The 26213-nt window shown below is 58.1% G+C and carries 20 protein-coding genes; 1 reads left to right on the top strand and 19 read right to left on the bottom strand.

Annotated elements, in window-relative coordinates; genetic code table 11:
- Position 1 precedes the first annotated feature (1 nt).
- From PZA18_RS00780 to PZA18_RS00745, 8 genes are all read right to left on the bottom strand, one after another.
- Positions 2-2137, bottom strand: coding sequence for a peptidase domain-containing ABC transporter (locus PZA18_RS00780; protein ID WP_284098861.1), 2136 nt, complete (start codon positions 2135-2137; stop codon positions 2-4).
- 21 nt (positions 2138-2158) lie between these two features.
- Positions 2159-3388, bottom strand: coding sequence for an HlyD family secretion protein (locus tag PZA18_RS00775; RefSeq protein ID WP_284098860.1), 1230 nt, complete (start codon positions 3386-3388; stop codon positions 2159-2161).
- Positions 3389-3923: 535 nt separating this feature from the next.
- Positions 3924-4988 carry a class II fructose-bisphosphate aldolase gene (fba, locus tag PZA18_RS00770; RefSeq protein WP_284098859.1) on the bottom strand — a complete coding sequence of 355 codons (1065 nt, stop codon included), beginning with the start codon at positions 4986-4988 and terminating at the stop codon, positions 3924-3926.
- A 106-nt stretch (positions 4989-5094) separates the two neighbouring features.
- Positions 5095-5964: a DUF4349 domain-containing protein gene (locus PZA18_RS00765; RefSeq protein WP_284098858.1), complete on the bottom strand. Its 870-nt coding sequence runs from the start codon at positions 5962-5964 to the stop codon at positions 5095-5097.
- A 10-nt stretch (positions 5965-5974) separates the two neighbouring features.
- A complete protein-coding gene (locus PZA18_RS00760) occupies positions 5975-7144 on the bottom strand; it encodes a phosphoglycerate kinase (protein WP_284098857.1) in 1170 nt (389 codons plus the stop codon).
- A gap of 123 nt (positions 7145-7267) precedes the next feature.
- Complete coding sequence (gene gap, locus PZA18_RS00755) at positions 7268-8281, bottom strand: type I glyceraldehyde-3-phosphate dehydrogenase (RefSeq protein WP_284098856.1); 1014 nt, start codon at positions 8279-8281, stop codon at positions 7268-7270.
- Between the two features lie 153 nt (positions 8282-8434).
- Positions 8435-10429, bottom strand: coding sequence for a transketolase (gene tkt / locus PZA18_RS00750; protein WP_284098855.1), 1995 nt, complete (start codon positions 10427-10429; stop codon positions 8435-8437).
- A 303-nt stretch (positions 10430-10732) separates the two neighbouring features.
- On the bottom strand, positions 10733-12454 hold the full coding sequence (locus PZA18_RS00745) for a PHA/PHB synthase family protein (RefSeq protein ID WP_284098854.1): 1722 nt from the start codon (positions 12452-12454) through the stop codon (positions 10733-10735).
- Positions 12455-12739: 285 nt separating this feature from the next.
- Here PZA18_RS00745 and PZA18_RS00740 point away from each other — a divergent pair, with 285 nt between their 5' ends.
- Positions 12740-13816 carry a type II asparaginase gene (locus tag PZA18_RS00740; RefSeq protein WP_284098853.1) on the top strand — a complete coding sequence of 359 codons (1077 nt, stop codon included), beginning with the start codon at positions 12740-12742 and terminating at the stop codon, positions 13814-13816.
- A gap of 76 nt (positions 13817-13892) precedes the next feature.
- Here PZA18_RS00740 and PZA18_RS00735 read toward each other — a convergent pair whose 3' ends face one another.
- From PZA18_RS00735 to rsxC, 11 genes are all read right to left on the bottom strand, one after another.
- Positions 13893-15920, bottom strand: coding sequence for an NADPH-dependent 2,4-dienoyl-CoA reductase (locus tag PZA18_RS00735; RefSeq protein WP_284098852.1), 2028 nt, complete (start codon positions 15918-15920; stop codon positions 13893-13895).
- A gap of 137 nt (positions 15921-16057) precedes the next feature.
- Positions 16058-16930, bottom strand: a complete 873-nt coding sequence (locus PZA18_RS00730; RefSeq protein WP_284098851.1) for an alpha/beta hydrolase family protein — start codon at positions 16928-16930, stop codon at positions 16058-16060.
- A 102-nt stretch (positions 16931-17032) separates the two neighbouring features.
- Complete coding sequence (locus PZA18_RS00725; RefSeq protein ID WP_284098850.1) at positions 17033-18178, bottom strand: glycosyltransferase family 4 protein; 1146 nt, start codon at positions 18176-18178, stop codon at positions 17033-17035.
- A gap of 117 nt (positions 18179-18295) precedes the next feature.
- Positions 18296-20035, bottom strand: a complete 1740-nt coding sequence (ptsP, locus tag PZA18_RS00720) for a phosphoenolpyruvate--protein phosphotransferase (RefSeq protein WP_284098849.1) — start codon at positions 20033-20035, stop codon at positions 18296-18298.
- A gap of 35 nt (positions 20036-20070) precedes the next feature.
- On the bottom strand, positions 20071-20340 hold the full coding sequence (locus PZA18_RS00715; RefSeq protein WP_284098848.1) for an HPr family phosphocarrier protein: 270 nt from the start codon (positions 20338-20340) through the stop codon (positions 20071-20073).
- A gap of 3 nt (positions 20341-20343) precedes the next feature.
- The gene (locus tag PZA18_RS00710) at positions 20344-20790 is read right to left on the bottom strand and encodes a PTS sugar transporter subunit IIA (protein WP_284098847.1); all 447 of its coding nucleotides are present in this window, start codon (positions 20788-20790) and stop codon (positions 20344-20346) included.
- A 210-nt stretch (positions 20791-21000) separates the two neighbouring features.
- A complete protein-coding gene (locus PZA18_RS00705; RefSeq protein WP_284098846.1) occupies positions 21001-22056 on the bottom strand; it encodes an FAD:protein FMN transferase in 1056 nt (351 codons plus the stop codon).
- Positions 22043-22984 carry a glutathione synthase gene (gene gshB, locus PZA18_RS00700; protein WP_284098845.1) on the bottom strand — a complete coding sequence of 314 codons (942 nt, stop codon included), beginning with the start codon at positions 22982-22984 and terminating at the stop codon, positions 22043-22045. The genes PZA18_RS00705 and gshB overlap by 14 nt, the downstream gene beginning before the upstream one ends.
- A 9-nt stretch (positions 22985-22993) precedes the next feature.
- A complete protein-coding gene (locus PZA18_RS00695) occupies positions 22994-23611 on the bottom strand; it encodes a YiiX/YebB-like N1pC/P60 family cysteine hydrolase (RefSeq protein WP_284098844.1) in 618 nt (205 codons plus the stop codon).
- A gap of 57 nt (positions 23612-23668) precedes the next feature.
- Entirely contained in the window at positions 23669-24601 is a 933-nt protein-coding gene (locus PZA18_RS00690) for an RnfABCDGE type electron transport complex subunit D (protein WP_284098843.1), read from the bottom strand.
- 126 nt (positions 24602-24727) lie between these two features.
- A complete protein-coding gene (gene rsxC / locus PZA18_RS00685) occupies positions 24728-26098 on the bottom strand; it encodes an electron transport complex subunit RsxC (RefSeq protein ID WP_284098842.1) in 1371 nt (456 codons plus the stop codon).
- Positions 26099-26213: the final 115 nt, after the last annotated feature.

The following is a 26213-nucleotide window of genomic DNA, read 5'->3' as shown; positions in this document are numbered from 1 at the left end:
CTCAGACATTGGCTTCGCGTAGATTCGGCACTTGCCGGAAGTCCTGTTCAACTTTACCGGCCGAGAGCCGGATCACACGTTCTGCCATGGCGATGGTTTCAGGGCGATGTGCAATGACCACCCGGGTCAGTCGCAGATTGCGCACCGAGTCATTCACTTCACGCTCGCGTCCTACGTCCAGATGGCTGGTTGCCTCATCCAGAAACAGGATTCTTGGCTGTTTGTAGAGCGCTCGCGCCAGCAGGATCCGCTGCTTCTGCCCACCCGAAATGGCCGTCCCCATATCGCCGATCAAGGTCTGATAGGTCATCGGCATCGCCATGATCTCAGTGTGAATGGCAGCAAGTTTGCAGGCAGCTTCGATTCGTTCCTGGTCGTGATCTGCGTTGAAGAATGCGACATTGTCGGCAATTGACCCGGCAAACAACTGGTCATCCTGCATAACTGCACCGAGCATTTCACGATAGTTGCGCAGGCCCAGTCCTTTGAGCGGACTGCCGCCGATCAGTATTTCACCTTCTGTCGGAGGGATCAGACCCAGCAGTATTTTCAGCAAGGTCGTTTTGCCGCAACCGGACTGGCCAACAATCACGACCGATTCTCCGGCCTCGATCTTGAGACTGACACCATCAATGACCCAAGGCTCGGTATCGGCATAGCGGAAGCGGATATTCCGCAATTCGATCGAGGGCTCGATCTCTCGTTGCATCTCGGGTGTGTCGAGCTGTGGCTCCGGCTCGTGCAGCACAATGTCGGCCAGCCGCTCGCTTTGCAGTCGTAGCATCTTGATATCGAAGAAGATATCAACCAGCTTGCCTACCCGGCTGCTGAATTGGGTCTTGTAGGCGGCATAGGCAAACATCATGCCGATTGAAAACTGGTTATCCATGACCAACTTGGCGCTCAGGTAGGTCACCAGAATGTTTTCGATACCAAACACCAGCCCATTGGCCGTGTGGAACAGCACATTCATCTTTTCGGTGGCCAGACCACGATTAGTCGTGTTGACGACCAGATTCAGCCACTGGGTACGTCGCTCATCTTCGCGATTGAATAATTTGATGCTCTGGATGCCGCGAATACTCTCGATGAAGTGCGTCTGCTCCTTGGCGGCATGGACGATCTGCTCTTCATTGGCGGCCTTATAGGGGCTGTAGGCGATCCAACGAATCAGGATGTACAGCGTCAGCGCGATCAAGGTCACCGTGGCGAGCTGAACGCTGTACAGCATCATCATGCCCAGCCCGACAATCGCCATCACCCCATCCAGAATGGCATCCAGGGCGGTGGTGGTCAGCACCCGGCGGATGGTCTGGATCGACCCAAACCGCGATACCACATCACCCAGATGGCGTTTCTCGAAATAGCTCATCGGCAGGCGGGTCAGCCGGGTAAACAGATTGGCGACCCATTGCAGATTAAGCGTGGTGGAAAAGTACAGCACCACCCAGGACCGCAGCGTCGAAATCGACATCTGCATCAACATCAGCATGAAAAAGCCGAAGGCCAATACCTGCAGTAGATCCCGATCTCGCGAGACGATGACGCCGTCCATCACCCATTGCTGGAAAAACGGAGACAGAATCGCCAGCACTTCCAGTGAAAACGATAGAACCAGCACCAGCAGCAGCGAGCGACGCAAGCCAACCACGGTGCCTACCAGGTTTTTCAGCTTGATCGACTGCGCTTCCTGTTTTTTTTCGAACTTGGGGGTCGGGGTCAGTTCGATGGCGATCCCGGTGTAATAGTCGGATGCCTCGGCATAAGTCATCTTGCGGATGCCAAAAGCCGGGTCATGAATGACGATGCCACGGCTATTGGCTTGTTTCAAAACCACAAAATGATTGAGACCCCAGTGCAGGATGCAAGGCACGGCGAGCATGGGCAATTGGTCCAGCTCGGTTCTCAGAGCACGGCTTGCCATATCCAGACCGTTGGCAATGCGCACCAGCTGCGCTGCTGTGGCCCCCTTTTGCGACACCGAGGAGCGCCGGCGCAGTGTCGCGACGTCCAGCCCGTGGCCGTGGTAGGTGGCGATCATGGCGAGGCAGGCCACACCGCATTCTGCGGCCTCGGTTTGCAGCAGCATCGGCAGCTTGCGGCTCATACCCCATTGCAGGGACTCAAGAATATTCATGTTGGGTGGCTTGGCGGTGTGTCATAGCTTGCCCTTGATCGACAGCAAGGGCTCAAAGATCCATTCGATCAGGCGACGGGTATCCAGCATCACGTCGGCTTCAACCGTCATGTCCGGTTGCAGCGGCATCCAGCGGCCATATGCCATCACTTGCTGCAACGCAGGCTTTACCGTAATGCGGAAGACCGGCTCGCTATTGGCTGGCTGACCAGGGCGGATGACCGCGCTGCGAGAGATGTCACTGACGATGCCTTCGGCCTGACCGAATTTTTGATAGGGGAAAGCCGGATAGCGCATCATCACCTTCTGACCGGGTTTTACAAAAGCGATGGCGCTGCTTGGCACGAAGAAATTGGCCACCAGCGATGAGCCGGACGGGATGATGGTTGCCAGGGCCTGATCACCCGTGACGGTCTGGCCTTGCTCAACCTGCAAAGTCGAGACCGTACCGGCGACCGGCGCCAGCACTGACAGCTCGCCACGCGCAGCGGTTTCTGCGGCTTCCTGTTCCAGTAGGGATAAGCTGCGTTCTGCGGCGGCTTTCTGGGTTTTTTCGCGTAAAGGCAGGCTGGCCAGCTCGGATTCGGTTGTACTGATCTGGCTCTTCAGATCGGCGGCTGCGCGGACCAGTGCAGACAACCGGCTCTGCTGATCAAGCAGCTCTTCATGCCGCTGCTGCACTTGAAGGGTTGGCACAAAGTTGGCTTTGGCCAGCTCGGTGTAGCGAGCCAGTGTCGCCTGAGAAATCTCGATGCGTCGTTTCTGACTATCGGCTTCCTGCGTCAGCTGCGCCAGCTGGGCTCGCAGTTCGATCAAGCGCTTCTGGCTGGCGGCCCGTTGCTCCGAAATCAGTAAGGCTCCATTATCGATTTCCTGGCGCAGGCTTTGTCGGCGCGATTCCAACGAGCGCATGGCCGCTGCCGTGGTTTCTCCCAGCTTGCCGACCCGCTCACCAGACAGCAGAAAGAGCGGCGATCCCGCAGCAATCTGGTCTCCTTCCCGTGCTTTGCGCGATACCACGCGGCCGGCTTGTAGCGGGTAGACCTGGACCAAACCCAGATCAGGTTCCAGTTTGCCCACCACATGGGCCCGGCTGGTGTAGTTGAAGGTAAAAAGCATGGCGACCAAGGCAACGGCAACACAGCCCGCCAGGGCGCTAAACCAGACGAAGGCTGCCGGGCTGCGCAATACCACCTTGCCAACATGCGCCCGCTTTTTGGCTTCAAAGACTTCCTGTCGAAATAGAGACACAGCTGTATTCAGCAATTCGTAAGAAATGGGTTGCGAAAAAGCTTTGCCACCACCTGTACCTCGCTTGGCACTAGGTCTGGTGGGCGGTAGCTTGCCACTGATCTTGATCGGGTAATAACAAGTGACGCATGACCATAACCATCAAACCTTGATGAAGCAGTTTGAAGTTGGTGGCGTTGATCGGCCCATCCCTGAATATTGCCAGCGATGGACGGGACAGATTGCCTAGAAGACGATCAACCTTGCGGTGCCAACTTGTCTGACCAGCTCATCATAATTGTTGCAAACTATACCACGGTCGAAAAGCATCGCCGTCTGGTGAAGTAAGATTGATTACTTATTCAAAATTACTTGACGGTCGGGACACTAAAATGTTGGGTTTAGCGATTTATGCCATTCAAGAGTTTATTTATAAAAGTCTTTGATATTCATATATAAAATATCTGGCTTGTTTTCTTGGGCGCATTATTTAGTAAGCAATAAAAAACCCGCCATGCAGGCGGGTTTGACCGATGCTCGGGCTTTACTGCATGGATCACTTGATCAGTGCCGCAAGCTCACCTTTCTTATAACGGTCTGCCATGGTCTCCATGGCAATCGGTTTGATCCGGTCGGCCTGTCCGGCACAACCAAAGGCTTCAAACCGGGCCTTACAAATATCCTTGGCCGACAGCATGGCGTCTTTCATGAATTTGCGTGGATCAAACTCACTCTTGTGCTGAGCCAGGTGACGGCGAATCGAGCCAGTCATGGCCAAGCGGATATCGGTGTCGATATTGATCTTGCGCACACCATACTTGATACCGGTCACAATCTCTTCGACTGGCACGCCGTAGGTTTCCTTCATCTCGCCGCCAAACTCGCGGATGATTTCCAGCCACTCCTGCGGCACGCTGGAGCTGCCGTGCATGACCAGATGGGTGTTGGGAATACGGGCGTGGATTTGCTTGATACGCTCGATTGCCAGAATGTCGCCGGTTGGTTTACGGGTAAATTTGTAGGCGCCGTGGCTGGTGCCAATGGCAATGGCCAGGGCATCGACTTGAGTTTTGCGAACAAAATCGGCCGCTTCATCCGGATCGGTCAGCAGCTGGTCGTGGCTGAGTACACCTTCGGCGCCGTGACCATCTTCCTTTTCACCCATGCCGCTTTCGAGCGAACCCAGGCAACCCAGCTCACCTTCTACCGAAACGCCAATGGCATGCGCCATCTCTACCACCCGACGGGTAACGTCCACGTTGTACTCGTAGGAAGAAGGTGTCTTGGCATCTTCCATCAGCGAACCATCCATCATCACGCTGGAGAACCCCGAGCGCATGGCCTGGATACAGACGGCGGGGCTGGCGCCATGGTCCTGATGCATGACAACCGGAATGTGCGGATAGGCTTCGACCGCTGCCAGGATCAGATGGCGCAGAAAGGCTTCACCCGCGTACTTACGGGCACCTGCCGAGCCTTGCATGATGACCGGGCTGTTGCATTCATCGGCCGCCTGCATGATGGCCTGTACTTGCTCAAGGTTGTTGACGTTGAACGCCGGCAGACCATAGCTGTGTTCGGCTGCGTGGTCGAGTAGCTGGCGCATGGATACGAGAGGCATGGGTCACTCCTTGTGGTGTGGGCTTGGCTGCGGTAGGTGCAGCCTGCCGGAAAGGGGCAATCGGCTCGGTTTGAACAGCCGATTATTGTAGTCAATGTAGGCGATACTACCTAATGGCCTGTCTGGCCCGTTTGCGACGACGCCACCAGATGACAATCGGGGTAAACAGCGCCAACCAGGGCAGAATGGCGGCCAGGAATTCCAGCACGGTTCCGAAGCTGGAGAAAAAGACATGGCCCAGATTGCGCCAGGCGTGGCGCAGAGGTTCCAACGCACTCGCTTCGCCAATGCTGCGTGGGGTGTGCAATGTCAGATCCAGACGGATCTTGCTGGTTTCTGCTGCCAGTACTTTGCGCTGCGAGGTCAGGCTATCGAGCTGGCTTTGGGTGTCGGTCAGGGCCTTGTCCACTTCGAGTACATCAGACAGCTTGCCGGTCTTTTCCGACTGCATGCGCCGCAGGCGGTCGCGGGCTTCGGTCAGGTTTTTCAGGCGGGCTTCGACATCGACGACTTCAATCGTCTTGTCTTCGCTGTTGGTGTGCTGGTCAACAATGGTGGCGCTACCTTCGAGCTGCTTCAGGAAGCCATCCACCCTGGTGGGTGGCAGACGCAGTGACAGTGTCGCCGTCGGGCTGCGCAGGTCGCTGCGTGACAGACGGGCGTTGATGATGTCCCCTCCCTGTTCTGCCACACGAATTTGCAGGCTACGCCACAGGGGTTCAACCTTGGCGGCATCGGTTTCCAGCTCGATTTCATGCCGGATGGCCAGGTAACGGGGAGCGGCACTGTCGGGACTGCCACCAGCGGCGCCACGCGCTTGCTGCTCGGCAGCGGCTGGTGGTGGTGCCGGTTGAGACGACTCCGCGACGGTCATTGGTGCCGTCCGCCCAACCTCGGGCATGGCTTCACTTTTTTTCTGCCCACATGCCAACAAGATTGGTAGCAGGGCGGATGACAGCAGCAGACGTCTCAGCATGGTTTAGCCCTTAGGCGCGTTGACCGAGAATTTCGACGGCGGGTAGGGTTTTGCCTTCCAGAAACTCCAGAAATGCGCCGCCTCCGGTCGAAATGTAGCCGACCTGATCGGTAATGCCATATTTGGCGACGGCGGCCAGGGTATCGCCCCCCCCGGCAATCGAGAAGCCGGGGCTGTTGGCAATGGCGTTGGCCAGAGTACGGGTGCCCTGACCAAACTGATCGAACTCGAACACGCCAACCGGGCCATTCCATACTATCGTTCCGGCTTTGCTGATCAGCTCGGCCAGTGCGGTGGCGCTATCCGGGCCAATATCAAAGATCATGTCATCACTGGCGACGTCGCTGAGTACTTTGGTGACGGCAGGCTCACTGGCATCGAATTTCTTGCCAACGACCACATCAGTCGGTAGCGGCACGTTGCCGCCACGGGCCTGGATCTTGTTGATGACGGTGCGGGCTTGTTCAACGAGGTCTGGCTCGGCCAGCGATTTGCCGATGGCCTTGCCTTCTGCCAGCAGAAAGGTGTTGGCAATGCCGCCGCCGACGATTAACTGGTCCACTTTGTCGGCCAGGGCTTCGAGAATCGTCAGCTTGGTGGAAACCTTGGAGCCGGCGACGATAGCAACCAGCGGGCGCTTTGGCTGTGCCAGCGCCTTGCCCAGGGCATCCAGTTCGGCGGCCATCAACAAGCCGGCACAGGCGGTTGGTGCAAACTTGGCCACGGCATAAGTGGAGGCTTCGGCGCGGTGTGAGGTGCCGAAAGCGTCGTGAACAAAAATGTCGCACAGGGCTGCATAAGCCTGGCCGAGTTCATCTTTGTTTTTCTTCTCGCCGACATTGCAACGGACATTTTCCAGCATGACCAGATCGCCAGCGGCAACCTGATAACCAGCCCAGTCGGCCAGTACCGGCACGTTCTTTTCCAGCAACTCGCCCAGGCGTTGTGCCACTGGCTCCAGACGGTCTTCGGCGTTGACCTGACCTTCAGTGGGGCGCCCCAGATGGGTCATGACGATCACGCCCGCACCAGCTTGCAGGCAGTGCTGGATGGTAGGAAGTGAAGCGCGGATGCGGGTATCGTCACCAATCTTGCCGTCGGCGATCGGTACATTCATATCGACACGAATCAATACACGCTTGCCAGCGAGGGAGAGGTCTGTGAGCTTTTTGAAGTTCATGGCCGGGGATCTGAACAAGGGTTGAAGGAGAGGGCTCCAAATGTAACAAGGACCGGAGCTGTAGTGCAGACGGGGCGCATACGCGCCCCGTCCCGTTAGTCTGACCGCGTGTGCAGTGCAGGGTCAGGCTGCAGCCATCATGGCTTTGGCAACGTCGAGCATGCGGCAGGAGAAGCCCCACTCGTTGTCATACCATGCGGCGACTTTAACGAGGTCGCCATCAATGACCTTGGTCAGTGTCGAGTCGAAAATCGATGATTCGTTGGTATGGTTGAAATCGACCGATACCAGCGGCAGATCGTTGTAGCCGAGTACACCTTTCAATTCGCCGCGCGAAGCATCTTTGAGGATGGCGTTGATTTCTTCCTTGCTGGTGGCGCGTGCAGCCTGGAAAGTCAGATCAACCATCGACACATTGATGGTGGGAACGCGCACAGAGTAGCCATCCAGTTTGCCTGCCAGCTCTGGTAATACCAGTCCAACGGCTGATGCCGCACCGGTTTTGGTCGGGATGATGCTCTGCGTGGCGGAGCGGGCGCGGCGCAGGTCTTTGTGTCGGACGTCGGTCAAAACCTGGTCGTTGGTATAGGCGTGAACCGTTGTCATCTGGCCCTTGAGCAGACCAATCGTCTGATGCAGCGGCTTGACCAGTGGAGCAAGGCAGTTCGTTGTGCAGGACGCATTGGAGACAACGGTCATGTTGCTACGCAGGATGTTGTGGTTGACGCCGTATACCACGGTGGCGTCCACATCCTTGTCTCCTGGGGCGGAGATCAAGACTTTTTTTGCCCCGGCATCAATATGCACCTGGCACTTGGCTTTGCTGGTAAATGCGCCAGTACATTCAAGCACGACATCAATGCCCAGATCGCCCCAGGGCAATTCCGCAGGGTTACGGGTCGAAAAGAAGCGGATGTGCTCATCATTGATGCGCAACCAGTCGCCATCTGCGCGAACATCGGCATTAAAGCGACCATGAACCGTGTCGAACTTGGTCAGATGGGCGTTGGTGGCAAGATCGCCCGTCGCGTTGATCGCGACAATCTTGAATTCTTCGGAGCGGTTGAGCTCGTACAAGGCACGCAGAACATTACGGCCGATTCGACCATAGCCGTTGATGGCAATACGGATACTCATTGACTTACGTTCTCCATTCAAGCAAATGGGCGCGAGGCGCCAGAGGTTCGACGGACTTGGGGACTTGTCCGCAAGCGCCAGAAAGCGCGCTTCGGCCGGCTGTGCCGGCTCCTCGGCTCGCTGCCTGCGTGGGCAGCGAGTCCATCTATCGACTCAAGACAACAAGGCTTTGGCCTTGGCGACAACCTGATCGACAGTAAATCCGAATTCCTTGAACAGGACGGGCGCTGGCGCAGACTCACCAAAGTGGTCGATACCGACCACATCACCTTCCAGTCCAACATATTTGCGCCAGAAGTCGCTGACACCGGCTTCGATGGCCAGTCGGGGCGCACCTGCCGGCAGTACCGACTGCTGATAGCTGCGATCTTGCCGATCAAACAGATTGGTGCAAGGCATCGAAACCACGCGGGTCGGCACGCCATCGGCTTCCAGCTGGTCTCGCGCCTTCAACGCCAGCTCGACTTCCGAGCCGGTCGCAATCAATACCAGTTTGGCGGCACCAGCCGTGGCTTCCCGCAGCACGTAGCCACCTTTGGCGATGTCGGTAATCTGTGCTGCATCGCGAGTAACGAAAGGCAGGTTTTGACGGCTCAGCACCAAGTTGCTGGGGCGGGTTTTCTGTTCAACAGCGGTAGCCCACGCAACGGCGGTTTCGGTGGTATCACACGGGCGCCAGGTGTCCATGTTTGGCACATAGCGCAAGGTGGTGGTCTGTTCGACCGGCTGGTGGGTAGGTCCATCTTCGCCCAGGCCAATCGAATCGTGGGTGAAGACAAAAATCGGATTGATTTTCATCAGCGCGGCCATACGCAGGGCATTGCGGGCGTATTCGCTGAACATCAGGAAAGTGCCGCCGTAGGGGCGCAGACCGCCATGCAAGGTCATGCCGTTCATGATGGCGGCCATGCCGAATTCACGTACACCGTAGCTGATGTAGTTGCCATTCCCGGCATTGTCGATCCATTTCGAACCAGACCAGTTGGTGAGGTTCGAGCCTGTCAGATCCGCTGAGCCGGCGACAAATTCAGGCAGCGTGGGTGACAGGGCTTCGATGGCAATCTGGCTGGCTTTACGTGTCGCAACGGTTTGTGCGGCTTCATTGATTTTGGCCAGGGCGGCTTGTTTGGTGCTGTCCCAGTCGGTGGGCAGATCACCCCGCATCCTGCGTTCGAACTCAGCGGCCAGCTCGGGGAAGGCTGCACGATAGGCGCTGAATTTTTCGTTCCAGTTGCGTTCTGCTGCGGCGCCTGTTTCCCGTGCATCCCAACCGGCATACACCTCGGCCGGGATTTCAAATGGGGCATGGCTCCAACCCAAATGAGCGCGGGCGGCGGCGATTTCGTCCTTGCCAAGCGGTGCGCCATGAACGTCATGTCCGCCCTGCTTGTTGGGAGCGCCTTTGCCGATAATCGTTTTGCAGCAGATCAGGCTGGGTTGGTCGGTGATCGATTTTGCTTCGCGGATCGCAGCTTCGACCGCTTCGACATTATGGCCATCGATATCGCGAATGACGTGCCAGCCGTAAGCCTCAAACCGCGCCGGTGTGTTGTCGGTAAACCAGCCTTCGACATGGCCGTCGATCGAAATACCATTGTCGTCCCAGAAAGCAATCAGCTTGCCCAGCTTCCAGGTGCCGGCCAAGGAACAGGTTTCGTGGGAGATACCTTCCATCAGGCAACCATCGCCCATGAATACATAGGTGTAGTGATCGACGATGTCGTGGCCGGGACGGTTGAATTGTGCGGCCAGCATTTTTTCAGCCATTGCCATACCGACAGCGTTGCTGATGCCTTGGCCCAGTGGCCCGGTGGTGGTTTCGATGCCAGGTGCGTAGCCGTATTCCGGGTGGCCGGGGGTCTTGCTGTGTAACTGGCGGAAGCGCTTGATTTCGTCGATGGGCAGGTCGTAACCGGTGAGGTGCAGCAGGCTGTAAAGCAGCATTGAGCCGTGGCCGTTACTAAGGACGAAGCGGTCACGATCAGCCCATTTTGGATTGGCGGGATTATGTTTCAGATGGCCCCCCCACAATGCGAGTGCGATTTCTGCCATGCCCATCGGGGCGCCGGGATGGCCAGAGTTGGCTTGTTGCACAGCGTCCATCGAGAGGGCGCGGATTGCATTGCTGAGTTCAGTGCGGGTTGCCATCGAGATCCTTTTCGCGAGATGCCGGGTGAGTGTCGAAACCTGCGCTGGTAGATTGGGCATCTGGCAGGTTTCGAATGCGCGGGGCGATCGCGCCTGCTTTTTGAAAGCGCGCATTATCGCCGAGCTTGCCGGGTATGGGCAAGCTAAGTCGTTGTAATGCAATTGGAACTTGCACTGATTACGTAGCTAAATTACCAATTGAATAACCATTTCAATGGCAATTAACTACTTATTTGAAATTGGCAGCGGGCGATGACATAAAAAGTCATGGAATGCCGGTTTTGAATACCTGCCGGCAAAGGGTCAAATTTCAAATACATAGGTGCCTGGTGCGTCAGACAGTTTGGGATAAGCGCGATTGGCGGCAGGGAGGGGGGAAATCATCTCGCCGCAACGGGGGCGTAGCCATTCAATCCACGAAGGCCACCAGGAACCGGGCGTTTTTGTGGTTTTTCCGAACCAGTCTTCGGGCAATGGGGTTGGCTTGGCATCGGCTTGCCAGTAGCTGCGTTTGGGTGGGTCTACCGGGGGGTTGATCATGCCCAGAATGTGGCCCGATGTAGAAAGCGTAAATTGAGCTGGGCCTTTGATTAATTGAGTGATTTTATAAGTTTCTCGCCAAGGGGTAATGTGATCTTCTTCGGCGGCGACAATAAACAGCGGTTGGCTGATTTGTCCCAAATCGATCGGATGGCCAGCCAGGACCAGGCTATCAGCTTCCACAACCCGGTTATTCAAATAGAATTCACGCAGGTAATAGCGGTGCATGGCGCGCGGCATTCGGGTCAGATCGGTATTCCAGTAAAGCACGTCCATGGCGGGAGGCGTCTCGCCCAGCAAATAACTTTTCACCCAGTAATTCCATATCAGGCTATTCGGTCGCAGCATGCGGAAACTCGATGCCATTTCCTGCCCGGATAAAAAGCCTTTGTCTTCCATTTTCCGATCAATGAAGTCCAGGCCGTCTTCGTCGATGAACACTTCGATGTCGCCGGGCTTGCCGAAGTCGACCAGCGTGGTCATCAGGGTCCAGTGCGCTACTGGTACCTTGTCCGGGTCGCGGCGATTGCACCAGGCCATGTAGATCGACAACAGGGTGCCGCCGATGCAGTAGCCGAGCGCGCCGACTTTTTCTGATTTACCGACACTGCGTGCGACTTCGACGATCTTGTCGATGCCATCGACGATGTAGTCATCAAAGGTGATGTCCGCCATCTCGGGCGTGGGGTTTTTCCAGCTGGTGATAAAAACGTTAAAGCCTTGTGCAACCAGATAACGGACCAGGCTCTTGGCGGGGGTCAGATCAAGGATGTAGTACTTGTTGATCCAGGGTGATACCAGTACCAGCGGCATGGCGTGGACTTGGGGGGTGGTCGGGCTGTAGTGAATGACTTCCAGCAAATGATTCTGGAAAACCACGGCGCCGGGAGTGGTGGCGAGATTCTCGCCCACCTTGAATGGGCTGCGATCAGTCATGCGTACGTCGCCGGTCTGCATATCGGCAGCGAAGTTCTGCAGCCCTTGCAACAGGCTGGCGCCTTGGCTTTCCCGGGCTTTGGCCAGAGCGGTTGGGTTGGTGAGCAGAAAGTTGGTGGGGGCGACAGCATTGAGCCACTGTCGAAGCCAGAAAGCTGCCATTCGCCGCTCTTTGTCGGTCAGTCCCGGTGATTCGTACAACATGTCCTGAATCCAGCGGGTGCTCATCAGATAGGACTCTTTGAGGTAGTCCCAATATGGTGACTCACTCCAGACCGGCTCAGAAAATCGTTGATCTTCGGGATTCTGCGGGAAGACGTCGGTATCTGGTTGGCCGAGCAGGCGAGCAAGACCGTGGCTGTTCAGGGTCAGCAGATCGTACTGGAGGCGGGTAACGGCCAGCGCCAGTTCCTTGGGGTGGGCGAGCCAGGCGGCCTGGGCGCGCTGCCAGATGCCGATCAGACCGAAGGGGTCATAGCGCTGGCGCAACTCGCGGCGGAGTGCAGAGAGACGGACTTCTTGTTGTTCAAGCCAGTGAGACGTAGGCATGGGGAGCTTTCAATAGCCTGGAGTTGACGGTTCAAGCCTAGCAGGCGCCGGCGAAACTGCGCGGTGTTTTGCGGTTTGTCTTGATGCAGCCTATCGCGGTGGATGCTTCAGAAGCTTGATCAAGGTCAGGCAAGTGCTTGAATCCTCGGCAGGAGCTGGCTGGCTGCGGGAATCCCTTAAAGGCTTCTCCTAATGGCGATGCGATGGGCACGGTTTGACACTGTGCCGCCTCAGATGGGTGACCTAGGTCACTCGCTGTATTTCTTATAACAAGGAGACATCGCAATGCCATTTATTCAAACCTGCCTGCGTGCCACGGCCGGACTTTGCCTGACTGTTGCCGTGCTGGTGCCCGCCTGGGCGGCAGAACGTCTGCCGAATGTCACTATTCTGGCGACAGGCGGCACCATCGCCGGTACGGGGGCCAGCAGTACCACAACGGTGGGCTATAGCGCAGCCAAGCTTGGGGTTGAGAAGTTGATTGCCTCGGTGCCTGAGTTGCAGAAGGTCGCGAATGTGCGGGGTGAGCAGGTATTCCAGATTGCCAGCGAGAACATGAATAACGACTACTGGCTCAAGCTGGCCAAGCGTGTGAATACCTTGCTGGCACAGGAGGATGTGGACGGCGTGGTGATTACCCACGGTACCGACACCATTGAAGAGACCGGGTATTTTCTCGATCTGGTGGTCAAAAGCCAGAAGCCGGTGGTGATTGTGGGAGCGATGCGGCCTGCGACGGCGCTCAGTGCCGATGGCCCGCTCAATCTCTACAACGCTGTCTTGATTGCGGGTAGCAAGGAGGCGGTCGGCAAGGGAGTGCTGGTGGCGCTGAATGACCAGATCAATGCCGCCCGGGATGTGACCAAGGCCAACACCTCCAGCCCGGATGCTTTCCGGACGGGTGAGCTGGGTTATCTGGGCTACGTGCAGGGAGGCCGGGTCGTGTTTTACCGCAGCCCGATCCGCAAGCACACCTTGCAGTCTGAATTCGACATCAGCAAGCTCGAATCCTTGCCGCAGGTCGATATCGTTTATGGCTACGCCAACATGAACCGGATAGCGCTTGATGCCTTGGTGGCTGCCGGAGCGCGGGGCATTGTGCATGCGGGGGTGGGGAATGGCAGCCTGGCCAATGCGGTCAAGCCTGGGTTGATTGAGGCCCGCAAGAAAGGCGTGCTGGTGGTGCGTAGTTCCCGCGTCGGGCAGGGTATTGTGGCCCGCAATGGCGAAGCGAATGATGATGAGCTGGATTTTGTGGCCTCGGATACGCTGAGCCCCCAGAAAGCCCGCATCCTGCTGATGCTGGCACTGACCCGTAGTAGCGACACCAAGCAGATTCAGGATTGGTTCTATCAGTACTAAGCCGATTTTTGCGCAGATTCAAAAAGAAAAGCCGGCCTCTTTTGAGGTCGGCTTTCTTTTTTCTGTAGTGCTGCGCTTACAGTGTGGCAGCGAGGCGTGTTCCTTGATTGATCGCACGCTTCGCATCCAGTTCAGCGGCCACGTCAGCACCGCCAATCAGATGCACCGGTTTGCCCAAGGCCTTGATACCCGCTTCCAGCTCGCGCAGAGGCTCCTGACCGGCGCAGATAATCACGTTATCGACGGGCAGCAGCTGGGCTTTGCCCTTGATGGTGACATGCAGCCCTTCGTCGTCGATCTTCTCGTAGCTGACCCCCGACAACATTTCCACCTGTTTCATCTTCAAGGTGGTACGGTGAATCCAGCCGGTGGTTTTGCCCAGGCCGTCACCTACTTTGCTGGTCTTGCGCTGCAATAGCCAGACCTTGCGCGGCGGGGTGTCGGCATGGGGGCCTTGTGGCAGCAGGCCGCCTTTTTCACCCAGGGATTTGTCGATACCCCATTCCTTGAGGAAAGCATCGGTATCCAGGCTGGTCGGCGTGCCCTCGGTGGTCAGGAATTCTGCGGTATCAAAGCCGATACCACCGGCGCCGATGATGGCAACCGAACGGCCAACTGGCTTGTTATGACGCAGCACATCGAGATAGCTCATCACCTTGGGGTGGTCGATCCCGGCAATCTCCACTTTTCGCGGTGCAATGCCGGTTGCCAGGACGACCTCATCAAACTCGGCCAGCATGGCGGCATCGACCCGGGTATTGAGTTGAAGGCTGACGCCTGTCAGTTCAATCTGCTTGGCGAAGTAGCGCAGGGTCTCGTGAAATTCTTCCTTGCCGGGGATGCGCTTGGCAACATTGAACTGGCCGCCGATTTCGGTGGCGGCATCAAACAGGGTCACGCTGTGACCACGCTGGGCTGCTGTGGTGGCAAAAGCCAGACCTGCCGGTCCGGCGCCGACCACGGCGAGCTTTTTCGGGGCTGCGGTCTTCTCGATTTTCAGCTCGGTTTCGTGGCAGGCGCGGGGGTTGACCAGGCAGCTGGTCATCTTGGCCTGGAAGATATGGTCAAGGCAGGCCTGGTTGCAGCCGATACAGGTGTTGATTTCATCACGCCGGCCTTGTTCTGCCTTGATGACCCAGTCGGAATCCGCGAGGAAAGGCCGTGCCATCGACACCATGTCGGCATCGCCACGCGCCAGTACCTCTTCTGCGACTTCAGGCATATTGATGCGGTTGGTCGTGATCAGCGGGATGTTGACCTGGCCTTTCAACTTGCGGGTAACCCAGGTGAAGCCAGCACGGGGCACCATGGTGGCGATGGTTGGAATGCGGGCTTCGTGCCAGCCGATACCAGTATTGATCAGCGTGGCCCCTGCTGCTTCGGCCGCTTTAGCCAGCTGAATCGTTTCATCCAGCACGCTGCCGTTGTCTACCAGATCCAGCATCGAGAGGCGGTAGATGATGATGAAATCGCTACCGACCCGTTCGCGAACCGCGCGGATGGTTTCCAGCGGGAAACGGATACGGTTTTCGAAGGAGCCGCCCCAGCGGTCGGTTCGCTTATTGGTCTTCTCGGCAATGAATTGGTTGATCAGATAACCCTCCGACCCCATGACCTCAACCCCGTCGTAGCCGGCGTCCTTGGCCAATGCGGCGCAGCGGGCAAAGTCTTCGATGGTGTCGAGGATCATCTGCTCGCTCATTTCGAGCGGTTCGTAGAAAGCGATTGGCGAGGCGATCGGCGAGGGGGCCACTGGCTTGGGCTGGAAGGAATAACGCCCGGTGTGCAGGATCTGCAGGCAGATCTTGCCGCCTTCGCGATGCACGGCGTCAGTCACTACGCGGTGGTGGGCGACCTCATCGGCGTTGGTGAGCATGGCGCCACCTTCGTAAACCCGGCCTGGCTCGTTGGGAGAGACACCTCCCGTCACAATCAGGGCTACCCCCCCTTTTGCCCGCTCGGCATAAAACGCCGCCATCCGCTCAAAGCCGTTGGGGGCTTCTTCCAGACCGGTGTGCATGGAACCCATCAGGACACGGTTCTTCAACGTGGTGAAGCCGAGGTCCAAGGGGGCAAGTAGGTGGGGGTATTGTGCGTGAGGCATGGCTGGCTCCAGATTTCAGAGTTGGCTGGCTTGGCCATGGTCGTGGCCAAACGTCAGGTTAAAGGGAAAACCTTGCATAAAGCTTAGGCGCTGTTGACGTTTTAGTTTCCGATCCGAAAACAAAGCATCCACAGAGCCTAGTTGAAGCTGGCACGGACGCGCTCCAGCACCGGTTGCACCCGGCTATGCCAGAGTGGCTCGCGGCTTTCGGGGCGGAAAAAACCAAAATGGCCGATTCGCCGCATGCCGGTAGTGTCGGGCGCAATGTGTTCTAACGCTGCCCGACTGCCGCTATACAGGGCGTGCAGGGCTTCAATTCCGGCAGGGGTCATCAGCTCGTCATCGGTAAAGGACAAGCCAGCAATCGGCAGTTGCAGCTGCTGATAACGTTGTCGCATGGGCTCGCCTTCCGCCATCAGATATTCAGGGTGCAGACACCAACGGCGCCACTGCCGGATAACGCCTGCAGGCAGATCGCCCACCATCTTCAGCCGCTTGCCGGGAAAATAGCCGCAGCTGGCGGTTAGCAGCGGGGCCAGCACATACCACAGCAGCAGCACCCGTCGCTTGAGTGGTGGCGCGTTCTGGCGCCAGTAGCCGCTACCGGAAGCAATGGTCAGTATCTGCGAAAAACGCTCAATGCCAGGCACCATGCCGGCAATCTGCCCGCCCAGGCTGTGACCAATCCAGAGCAGCGGTACGTGCGGTGCCAGCTGCTGGATGACTGCCACCATGGCTGCGCAATCTTGCGTGGCCCAGGTGCTGAGATCGGTGTCGAAGCCGCGTAGGGGGCTGCGGCGTGAAGCGCCCATCCCGCGATAGTCAAAGGTCAAGGTGAGCCAGCCCTGCTCGGCCAGCCATTCGGCAAAGGGGGCATAGAACGACTGGGCGGCTCCCATTGCTGGCACGATCAGAATTGCGCCCCGACTGGCTCCTGGTGGATCGAAGCGGGTGGCAGTCAGTGAAAAGCCATCCTGAGTCTGAACATCAAACGTCTGCATATTGGCCATGCTGACCTCCTTGCCGATCAAGCGGGGATTTGAGTGCTTGAAGGTTACTTACTGATTAGTAAGTGGTCAAGTCTGCAGGTAGACAGGGCGATGAACGGTGGCTCAAGCGGCCGGAGGTGCTTGTAGCAGTTGGCGATAAAGGCGGGTCAGCGCTTCTCCCATTGCCGCTGGCGAATAGGGAAGAATGGTTTGGCGAGCAGCTTCGGACATGACCTGCCAGTCAGCGGCGTGTGGCCGCTGTGCCAGCAGGGCGGCGAAGCCGGCGACGTCCAGTGCATCGCGCACAAAGCCATTCTGGCCTTCCCGTATGAATTCAGCGGCACCGGATTTGGTGCTGGTCAGTACCGGCAAACCACAGGCAAACGCCTCCAAGGCAACATTGGGAAAGGGGTCGTACAGCGTCGGTAGGAAGAGGGCATCCGCAGCACCATACCAATCAGCTACCTGCTTCTGTGCGCCAACAAAGTGCACGCGCTGGCTCACATTCAGTTGCTGCGCCAGCTGCTGGTACTGGCTGGATTTTTTGTCGTTCCCGACGACCAGCAGATGGGCTTTTCCTCCGGCCTGCGCCAAGGCGCGGATGCAGCAGGCGACACCTTTGCGTTCAAAACCGGCGCCCACATAGACCAAAGTGGCCACCTCGGCCGGAATGCCCAGGTTAGCGCGCAATACGTCCCGGCGCTGCCTGGCTGTTTCCGGGTGAAAGTTCGTGGCATCAATTCCGCTGTAAATCACATGCAGCTTGTCGGCAGGCAGACCAAACCAGCGCTGGATTTCGTCTTTGACCATCTGCGAATTGCAGATCACGGCTTTGAGCCGGGGACTATGGAACAACCGGCTTTCCGCCCACATCGCGTAGTGGTGATAAGGGTTGAGTTGATTCGCCAGTCGTCCCAGTGCGCTTTGCTGGCGGGTGCGCTGTGCCAGCCATTCGCGATGGACGCCATCGCCGGCACGGTACAGATCGCAATCGGGCAGTCTTTCATGCGATTGCACCAGATCGAAAGGCTGGCTGCGGACGGCCTGGGCGACGCCCCGTGCAAAACTCCAGTCCCGCCAGACTGAGCCCAGGTAGAACGGGTCTACCTTGATGGATTGATAGCCGGCATGGTCTTCCCATTTGCGGGTGATCAAGGTGACTTCCACCGATCCGGCCAGGGCTGCAATGGCGCGGCTGACAAAGCGCTCGGCGCCACCGGATGGATTGTATTTCTGGCGGACGATGGCCAGTTTCATGGTTTGACTCAAACGGGTCTCCAGACTGCAAAGCGGTGAATAGTATGACTTGCGCCAGCCAGTCGGCGCCGATGGGCGGCTGGCTGGAATCTGAACAGTGCAACGAAGTAGAGGGTAGCCAGGCGGAGCCTAGTTGGTACCAACCGAGTTGAGGTCGGCGAGCAGGCTGCGTACCCGATCGGCATCCTCGGCTTTCTGGATACGGGTTGCGATGGGGGTCACCATTGAAATATCGGTATTCAGGATGATTTGCTTGACCGTCAGCAGCTGCGCCGGGTGCATCGAAAAGCGGCGCAAGCCCAGGCCCAACAGCAAGCGCGTCATGCGCGGGTCGCCTGCCATTTCACCGCAGACGGACACCGGCACACCCGCTTTATCGGCAGAGCGGATGGTGTGGGCGATCAGGTGCAGCACGGCTGGATGCAGCGGATCATACAAATGCGAGACGGCATCATCTCCACGATCAACGGCCAGCGTGTATTGGATCAGGTCGTTGGTGCCGATGGAGACAAAGTCGAGTCGTTTCAGAAAGTGGCCAACGGTTAACGCCGCTGCCGGAATTTCGATCATCCCGCCAACCTGGATGTTGTCACCCAGTTTGACGCCTTCTTCCAGCAGGCTTTGCTTGGCCTGCTCGACGTGGAACAGGACCTGGTTGACCTCGTGCAACGAGGCCAGCATCGGCACCAGTAAGCGCAGATGGCCGTGGCTGCTTGCGCGCAGCAAAGCCCGCAGCTGGGTGCGGAACATCTGCGGCTCGGCCAGGCATAGCCTGACCCCGGTCAGGCCCAGTGCCGGATTGGGGCTATTGCTGGTGTCTGCCCACTTCGGCATCTTGTCACGGCCGAGATCGACAGTACGTATGGTGACCGGCCCGCCTTTCATACCTTCGAGTACGGCCTTGTAGGCTTCGTACTGTTCATCTTCCGGCGGCAGACCATCGCGGCCCAGGAACAGGAACTCGCTGCGATACAGGCCGATGCCATTGGCACCGTTGGCTCGCACATGCTCGATATCCGACGGCCCCTCGATATTGGCATATAGCTCGATCGGGGTGCCGCAGCGTGTGGTGGCGGCAGTCGATTTCAAGCTCTTCAGCCGCTTGCGTTCTTGAGAAATCGCAGTCTGGCGGCGTTTGTACTGGTCCAGAATGGTTTCGTCAGGATCGACAATCACGACCCCGGCAGCGCCATCGACGATGATCATTTCATCTTCGCGGATCAGCTGTCGGGCATGGTGCAGGGCCAGCACCGAAGGGATGTCGAGGCTGCGGGCGAGAATGGCGGTGTGCGAAGTCGGGCCACCCAGGTCGGTGATGAAGGCGGCGAACTCGGTGTCCTTGAACAGGATCATGTCGGCGGGCGAGAGATCATGCGCCACCAGAATATTGTTGCGTTGCCGGTCGGTAACCGGCTGGCTGGTGCTGGCCCGGCCGTCGAGAGACTTGAAGACCCGCTCAATGACCTGATTCACGTCATTGCGACGCTCGCGCAGATAGCTTTCTTCGATCTCATCAAATTGGGCCAACAGCCGGTCTTGCTGCAGCTTGAGTGCCCATTCGGCATTGCAGCCGAGCTCCTCGATGATTTCTCGCGGTTCGCGCGAGATTGTGTGGTCGTTGAGCAGCATGATGTGCAGCGAAAGAAAGGCGCCCAGTTCGGTTGGGGCATTTTCGGGGATGCTGCCCCAGAGCATTTCCAGTTCTTTGCGCGTGGCGCGGATGGCGGCATCGAAGCGGGCGATCTCGGCAGGGACTTGCTCCGGCGCGATGTCGTAGTGGTCGATATCAATATCCGCATGCGAAACGAGGTGGGCGCGGCCAATGGCGACGCCGCCGCCGATACCGATGCCATGCAAGGTAATCGCCATGTCCTGCCTCCCCGCAACCGCCCGACGGCGGCTCGCTATTCGGCCTCGTCGAACCGATTGTTGATGAGCTCCACCAGCGCTGCCAGCGCTGCCTCCTCGTCTGCGCCATTGGTCTCGATGCTGATCTTGCTGCCCTTGGCAGCGGCCAGCATCATGACCCCCATGATACTTTTGGCGTTGACCCGCTTGCCGTTGCGGGTGAGCCACACTTCACACTTGTAACGCCCGGCCAGCTGGGTCAGCTTGGATGAGGCGCGGGCATGCAAGCCCAGTTTGTTGATGATTTCGATCTCGATCTGTTGCATCACTTATCCTGTGTTGGCTGTGCCGATAGCATTTGTTTTTTCTTCATGCCGGACGGCGTTTTCGGGAGGCAGCATATACATGACGCCTTCGAGGCCACCGGTAATGGCCTTGCCGACAACGACTTCCAGTGATTCATGACTATAGGTGAGTGCCCGCACCAGCATGGGTAGATTGACCCCGGCCACCGCTTCGATATGGCCGGGCTCGATCAGGCGATAAGCAATATTCGAAGGGGTGCCGCCGTAGATGTCTGACAACACCAGCACGCCGGAGCCATCGTTGACGCTGGCAACCAGTGCTTTGGCGCGTTGCACGACTTCGTCGGGGTCATCCTGGCGACTGACCGCCAGTTGGGCCAGGTTATGCAATTCCCTGCCGAGGATGTGCTGAGCGCACTGGATCAGGCTGTCGCCCAGCGTGACGTGGGTCACGATCACAATGCCTATCATTCAGGTCTCTCGTTGCCGCTCGGGGCGGCGGGTAGGTTCAGAAGGCCAGTCGGTTGCCGCGCTGGTGGACAAGCGGTGCAGCCATACTGGTATTTTTGCCGATTCTACACCGTTTACCAGCCACTGCTGTGACAAGCAGGCGGCAGCCCAGGTTCTGTGGATGACAGGTTTTCCTGCGAAACGCGACGGTGAACCTCACGTCAACAGAACCTAACGCAGCCAATATAGATGACGCGGCGGAAGTAGCCACTTCAGTCGCGGTTGCAGGCTGGGAGTGATATAGACCGAGCCATCGTTGCTGACCAGCAGCGCATCGCGGATGCCAAAGCGGTTCGCATAGTCGCGGGCAGTGTCCAGGCCGCCGATGAACATCGGCTTGGTTGCGACATCGGATACCGTACCCGCCCGTAATCCTTTGGGGGCAATGACAGTTACGGCACGTATGCCCTGTGCGGGTCGGCCACTGCGTGGATCAATCAGGTGGCTGTAGCGTTGTCCGTCTTTTTCGAAGTAGCGCTGATAGTCGCCAGATGTACCGATGGCCTCCCCGTCCTGCAATTCGACCACAGCCATGGCTTCCGGCCGGCGCGTGTCCTGGATGCCGACTTTCCAGGCTTCGTTGCCTTTCTTGCCCAGGGCCAGCACATGGCCGCCGATATTGATCAGCGCGTTGTTGATGCGGTGTTTTTGCAGCATGGCTGCGGCATGGTCGAGCGCAAAGCCTTTGGCCATGCCCCCCAGATCTAGCTGCACGGTCGGATTGCGGCTGGATACTGTGGTGTCGCTGATGTCCAGATCACTGAGGCGTGGTTTGGCGGTGACAACACTGGTGATGACGTGTGGGTCCGGGTTGGCGGGTTTGGGTTGATCTTGATGAAACCCCCATTCCGCGACCAGCATGCCAATGGCCGGACAGAACAGTTCATCGCTGATGGTTTCGTAACGGGCGGCTTCCTGCAGGAGGCCACGCAGTTCGATGTCGATGGTGGCCGCCTCGCCAATCGAGAAAGCGGTATTGAGTCGTGTCAGATCGCTGGTTTGCCAAGCGTGCAGTTTGCGATGCAAGCGTTCCATCTCACCTAGCACGCGATCCATTTCCTGTCGGGATAGCGCTTCTGGTAATCCCCAGATGCTGATCTGGACGCGGGTGCCGAAAACATAGCGTTCCTGTTGCACCAGAGGAGGTTGCTGGCAGCCGGCCAGACAGGCTGTCAGCAGCAGGCAGCCTGTCATGCGCCACGGGGTCGGCGTTTCAGGCCAAAGCACGCTCAAGCCCATTCAGAAACAGTCCGGCAACATTGATGCCCGATTGCGCACTGATTTCCTGAAAGCAGGTCGGGCTGGTGACGTTGACTTCCGTCAGACAGTCGCCGATCACATCCAGTCCAACCAGTAACAATCCTTCAGCCCGCAACTGCGGGCCAAGTGCTTCGGCGATTTCTCGATCGCGTGCGGACAACGGCCGAGCGACGCCAGTGCCCCCCGCAGCCAGATTGCCTCGGGTTTCGCCGGCTTTGGGGATCCGCGCCAGGCACCAGTCAACGGGCTGGCCGTCAATCAGCAGCACGCGCTTGTCACCGTCTTTGATGGCGGGCAAGTAGCGTTGCACCATCACGGTCTGTTGGCCGAATCGGGTCTGGGTTTCGAGAATTACACCCAGGTTGGGGTCATTGCTGGTCAGGCGGAAAATGCCGCTGCCGCCCATGCCATCCAACGGTTTGAGGATGACGTCGCCGTGTTCCTGCAGGAAGTGGACGATATCGTCGGCTGCGCGGGTAACGATGGTCGGCGCAATGAATTCGGGAAAGCGCAGAATCGCCAGCTTCTCGTTGTAGTCACGCAAAGCCCGCGCCGCATTAAAGACCTTGGCGCCTTCGCGTTCGGCTTGTTCGAGCAGCTGGGTGGCATAGAGATATTCCAGATCGAACGGCGGGTCTTTACGCATGATCACGGCGTCGAATGCATTCAAACCGATTGTTTCAGCCTCGCCTGCCCGATACCAGTCGGGCGACGCACCTGTCAGCTGGATTGGGGTAGCGCGCGCCTGCACCCTGCCGTGCAGGCGCGCCATGTCTGTTTGCTCGAAAGCGTAGAGGGTGTGCCCACGCTGCGCGGCTTCCCGCATCATGGCGAAGGTCGTGTCTTTGTAGATCTTGAAGTGGTCGAGAGGGTCGGCGAGAAAGGCGATTTTCATGGTTTGGGTCTATGGCGGAAGGGTCAGAACTGGGCCGGAGTCGTAAAGAATGGTTCCCCAATGGTAGAGCTGGCCTGGGGCAATGACGGGTGGAATCGGATTGCCGTGGTCGCTTTCGGCTGCGGAGGTGTAAATGCTGATTGCCAGCTCCGTACAGTAGTAGCGTTCTGGCTGATTCAGTCCAATCAGGCCAGTGTAATCGTAATGCCGCCCCAGCAGTTGGTAGGCGCGGGCAACGGCGACCTCGCCACCAGACCATTGCGGGCGGATTAGCATCAGCCGGGCAGATTTGCCGATAAATTCCGGCAGTGGCGTGAGATGGACGCCACTGCCATCTGCTTCAATCACCTGCATCTGCGCAAGATCCAGTACGCCCGCATGCGACAACGCCATATTGGTCATGGAGGCAACCAGGTTATCGGTGGCGTGTACGCCACGGATGACCAGCCAATCACCCGTCTGGCCCCGTTGCCGGATCGCCACCAGCGTGGCGTGCTCTTGCTGCTGTCGGGACAGTGAAGGTTCTGCCAAGTTGACAATCGGGCGCACAGCGCAGCCTGTGAGGCTTAGCCAAAGCAGGCCGGTCAGGCTCAGGTTATGCACGATGTGGGGGCGGTGAGCGGGCATGGCAAGGGGCGGGGTGCCTGCAAGTCTTTATAGCGGGTTGCTCTGCGAGGTTTCGGTTCAGCGCCCTGCCGGCGGGTTGCCAAAAACGGCAGGGCGCATACGGCGGTCGATATCAACGACTAGCAGATTGCAAAGAACCACGGCGATGCAGATCCCGTCCGGATAAAGTCCGAAACGGCGGACTGTGCCAATCAGGGCGCCGATCAGTGCGGCATAGACAAGGCGGCCTTTGAAGGTGACTGGACTGGTGACGGGGTCGGTCGCAATGAAGAACGCTGCCAGCATCAAGCCGCCATATAACAGTTCAGTGAGAGAGTCTGCCCAGCTTTCACCGAGCGCAACGCAGGTCAGCGCACAGCTTGCCAGCAGCATCAACGGAATCTCCAGCCGGATGACCCGTAACGCTGCCAGCGCCAGTCCGCCCAGCAGATAACCAAACACCGACCAATGCACGCTGAACCCGCCTTGATAGTGATTAGCGAGCGGGGTGGCGCTCGCCATGGCGTCAAAATGCAGACGCGGTCCAATGCGCAGGATGGCTTGCCAGGCCTGGGCAAGATCAACCTGGGCCAGCCAGGGGGCGTGGGCAGAAGGGGCGGGATAAAGCAGGGTGGGAAATGCCAAGGCGACGACCATCAAGCCACCCATTGCAGGATTGATCCGGTTCTGGCCCATGCCGCCGGCGCCATGTTTGATCAGGTTGATGGCAACGATTGTCGCGAGGAGGTCCAGATAAATCGGGGTCAGCGGCGCCAGGGACAGACCCAGTAGCAGGCCCGTGGGAACCCAGCTGCAGTCGGCCAGGGTTTTTACCAGCCCGACTTGGCGATAAAAAGCCGCCGCCAGTTCGGCCAGCAGGGCTGCGACAAGACAGATGCCCACCTGTAGCCAGACGGCAGGACCAAATTGCAGACCGTGTAGCACCATGCCCGGCATGAGGGCGATGGCGACTGCCAGCATCAAGGCAGGGGTTGACTTGATTACATACATGGTGCGCTGATCCGGATGCGATCAGGCCCGGATGCGGTCGCCGCAGCAGGGGGCGCTGACCGGGGGAAAGGCTGGCAGGAAACCGTACGGCTCGCGTTTCTGCCTGGTAGTGCGGGCGGCCTGAGCCTAGCGCTTGGCCTGAGCCCGCTTCTGCTGCCGGAAGGTATCTCGCAATGGGATATTGCTCGGACAAACATAGCTGCACGCACCGCATTCGATACAGGAGTTGATCTTCAGTGTAGCCAGTAACGGCCGGTTGTCGTTGCTGCTGGCGCGGAAAAGCTCCATTGGCTGCAAGCCTACCGGGCAGGCATCGGCACAGCGACTGCAACGGATGCAAGGCGTGGGTTCAGGTCGAGGTGGCAACAGGCTGCGGGCGCCCACAATCAGACAGCTGGTGGTTTTTGCCACGACAGACATGCGGTGGGCCAGACTTTCCCCCATCATCGGCCCACCCACATGAACGCCTCGCGCATCGGGCTGGGGCAAGGCCAAGCCGATCAGTTGCCGGACCCCCATACCGATAGGTACCTCGAAATTGCCTGGTCGCTCACATAAACCGGTGACGGTGACGATACGTGAAATCAGCGGACGCCCTTCCAGTACGGCCTGTCCTACCGCGAAAGCCGTGGCGACGTTCAGTGCCGTGACGCCAATGGCGGCTGGCAGGGCCCCTTCCGGAATGGTCCGGCCGGTCAGCGCTTTGACCAGATGACGCAGGCTGCCTGCCGGATAGCGGGTTGGAATTTCGACGACCTCGATATTGGAATGAATCTGTGCACACGCTTCCTGCATACGTCGGATGGCAGTCGGCTTGTTATCTTCAATACCAATTCGCACACGGTCTACCTGCAGGGTGTTTGCCAGTACCTGCACGCCTTGCAATACGCTCAGAGCCCGTTCCCGCATCAGGCGATCATCGCAGGTGATAAAAGGCTCGCACTCGGCACCATTGACCACCAAGGTGTCGATGGTGCGATCACCCCCTTTGAGTTTGAGACCGGTCGGGAATCCTGCCCCCCCTAGCCCGACTAATCCCTTCTGCATCAGAAACGCCGAGAGGGTATCAATACTGGTTTCTTCTCGTGCCAGTGGTTCCAGCATCCCCCACTCGTCTTCTCCATCGGACTCAATGACGATGCAGGTTGGCATCTGGGTGCCCGGTGCAACGGGGACCGGCATGATGCGTTTGACGATGCCCGAGGTGGGAGCGTGCACCCATACGGCCGTACCAACACCACTGGCAATCGCCTGGCCTTTGAGAACGCGCTGACCTGGTACAACTACAGGCTGAGCTTCTCGGCCATTCCAGCCCAAAGGTACGCACAGCATGCGCGGCAAGGGGGCATGGCGGATATGCCGGCGATTGGAAAGATGCTTCTGATCAGGTAGATGTACGCCGCCACGCCAGGACTCTATCTGGGTGTCCCGTACGCTGACTCGCTGTTTCAACCAGCTAAGAACTGGCCTGACGCTCTGTTCGGCGTTCAGTTGCATGATCACTCCTGCTGGGGCTGTTATCACCCCAAATCAAGATTGGGGAAATGCCAATGAAATTATTCAGAGCATTTGAATAATGACTTCATCATTTTTCAATATGCAGTAATTTTCC

The organism is Parachitinimonas caeni, from assembly GCF_030129945.1.
Classification (GTDB): Bacteria; Pseudomonadota; Gammaproteobacteria; order Burkholderiales; family Chitinimonadaceae; genus Parachitinimonas; species Parachitinimonas caeni.
The sequence above is the reverse complement of the archived record's forward strand: the minus strand, read 5'-3'. Positions and strand labels throughout refer to the sequence as shown.

Excerpts from the sequence above, each read along its gene's own strand:
- PZA18_RS00760 (WP_284098857.1), bottom strand. The coding sequence starts at position 7,144 with ATGAACTTCAAAAAGCTCACAGACCTCTCCCTCGCTGGCAAGCGTGTA.
- PZA18_RS00740 (WP_284098853.1), top strand. The coding sequence starts at position 12,740 with ATGCCATTTATTCAAACCTGCCTGCGTGCCACGGCCGGACTTTGCCTG.
- rsxC (WP_284098842.1), bottom strand. The coding sequence starts at position 26,098 with ATGCAACTGAACGCCGAACAGAGCGTCAGGCCAGTTCTTAGCTGGTTG.
- PZA18_RS00730 (WP_284098851.1), bottom strand. The coding sequence starts at position 16,930 with ATGGCCAATATGCAGACGTTTGATGTTCAGACTCAGGATGGCTTTTCA.
- gshB (WP_284098845.1), bottom strand. The coding sequence starts at position 22,984 with ATGAAAATCGCCTTTCTCGCCGACCCTCTCGACCACTTCAAGATCTAC.
- PZA18_RS00695 (WP_284098844.1), bottom strand. The coding sequence starts at position 23,611 with ATGCCCGCTCACCGCCCCCACATCGTGCATAACCTGAGCCTGACCGGC.
- PZA18_RS00715 (WP_284098848.1), bottom strand. The coding sequence starts at position 20,340 with ATGCAACAGATCGAGATCGAAATCATCAACAAACTGGGCTTGCATGCC.
- tkt (WP_284098855.1), bottom strand. The coding sequence starts at position 10,429 with ATGGCAACCCGCACTGAACTCAGCAATGCAATCCGCGCCCTCTCGATG.
- PZA18_RS00765 (WP_284098858.1), bottom strand. The coding sequence starts at position 5,964 with ATGCTGAGACGTCTGCTGCTGTCATCCGCCCTGCTACCAATCTTGTTG.
- PZA18_RS00710 (WP_284098847.1), bottom strand. The coding sequence starts at position 20,790 with ATGATAGGCATTGTGATCGTGACCCACGTCACGCTGGGCGACAGCCTG.
- PZA18_RS00735 (WP_284098852.1), bottom strand. The coding sequence starts at position 15,920 with ATGCCTCACGCACAATACCCCCACCTACTTGCCCCCTTGGACCTCGGC.
- ptsP (WP_284098849.1), bottom strand. The coding sequence starts at position 20,035 with ATGGCGATTACCTTGCATGGCATCGGTATCGGCGGCGGCGTCGCCATT.
- PZA18_RS00690 (WP_284098843.1), bottom strand. The coding sequence starts at position 24,601 with ATGTATGTAATCAAGTCAACCCCTGCCTTGATGCTGGCAGTCGCCATC.
- PZA18_RS00780 (WP_284098861.1), bottom strand. The coding sequence starts at position 2,137 with ATGAATATTCTTGAGTCCCTGCAATGGGGTATGAGCCGCAAGCTGCCG.
- fba (WP_284098859.1), bottom strand. The coding sequence starts at position 4,988 with ATGCCTCTCGTATCCATGCGCCAGCTACTCGACCACGCAGCCGAACAC.
- PZA18_RS00745 (WP_284098854.1), bottom strand. The coding sequence starts at position 12,454 with ATGCCTACGTCTCACTGGCTTGAACAACAAGAAGTCCGTCTCTCTGCA.
- gap (WP_284098856.1), bottom strand. The coding sequence starts at position 8,281 with ATGAGTATCCGTATTGCCATCAACGGCTATGGTCGAATCGGCCGTAAT.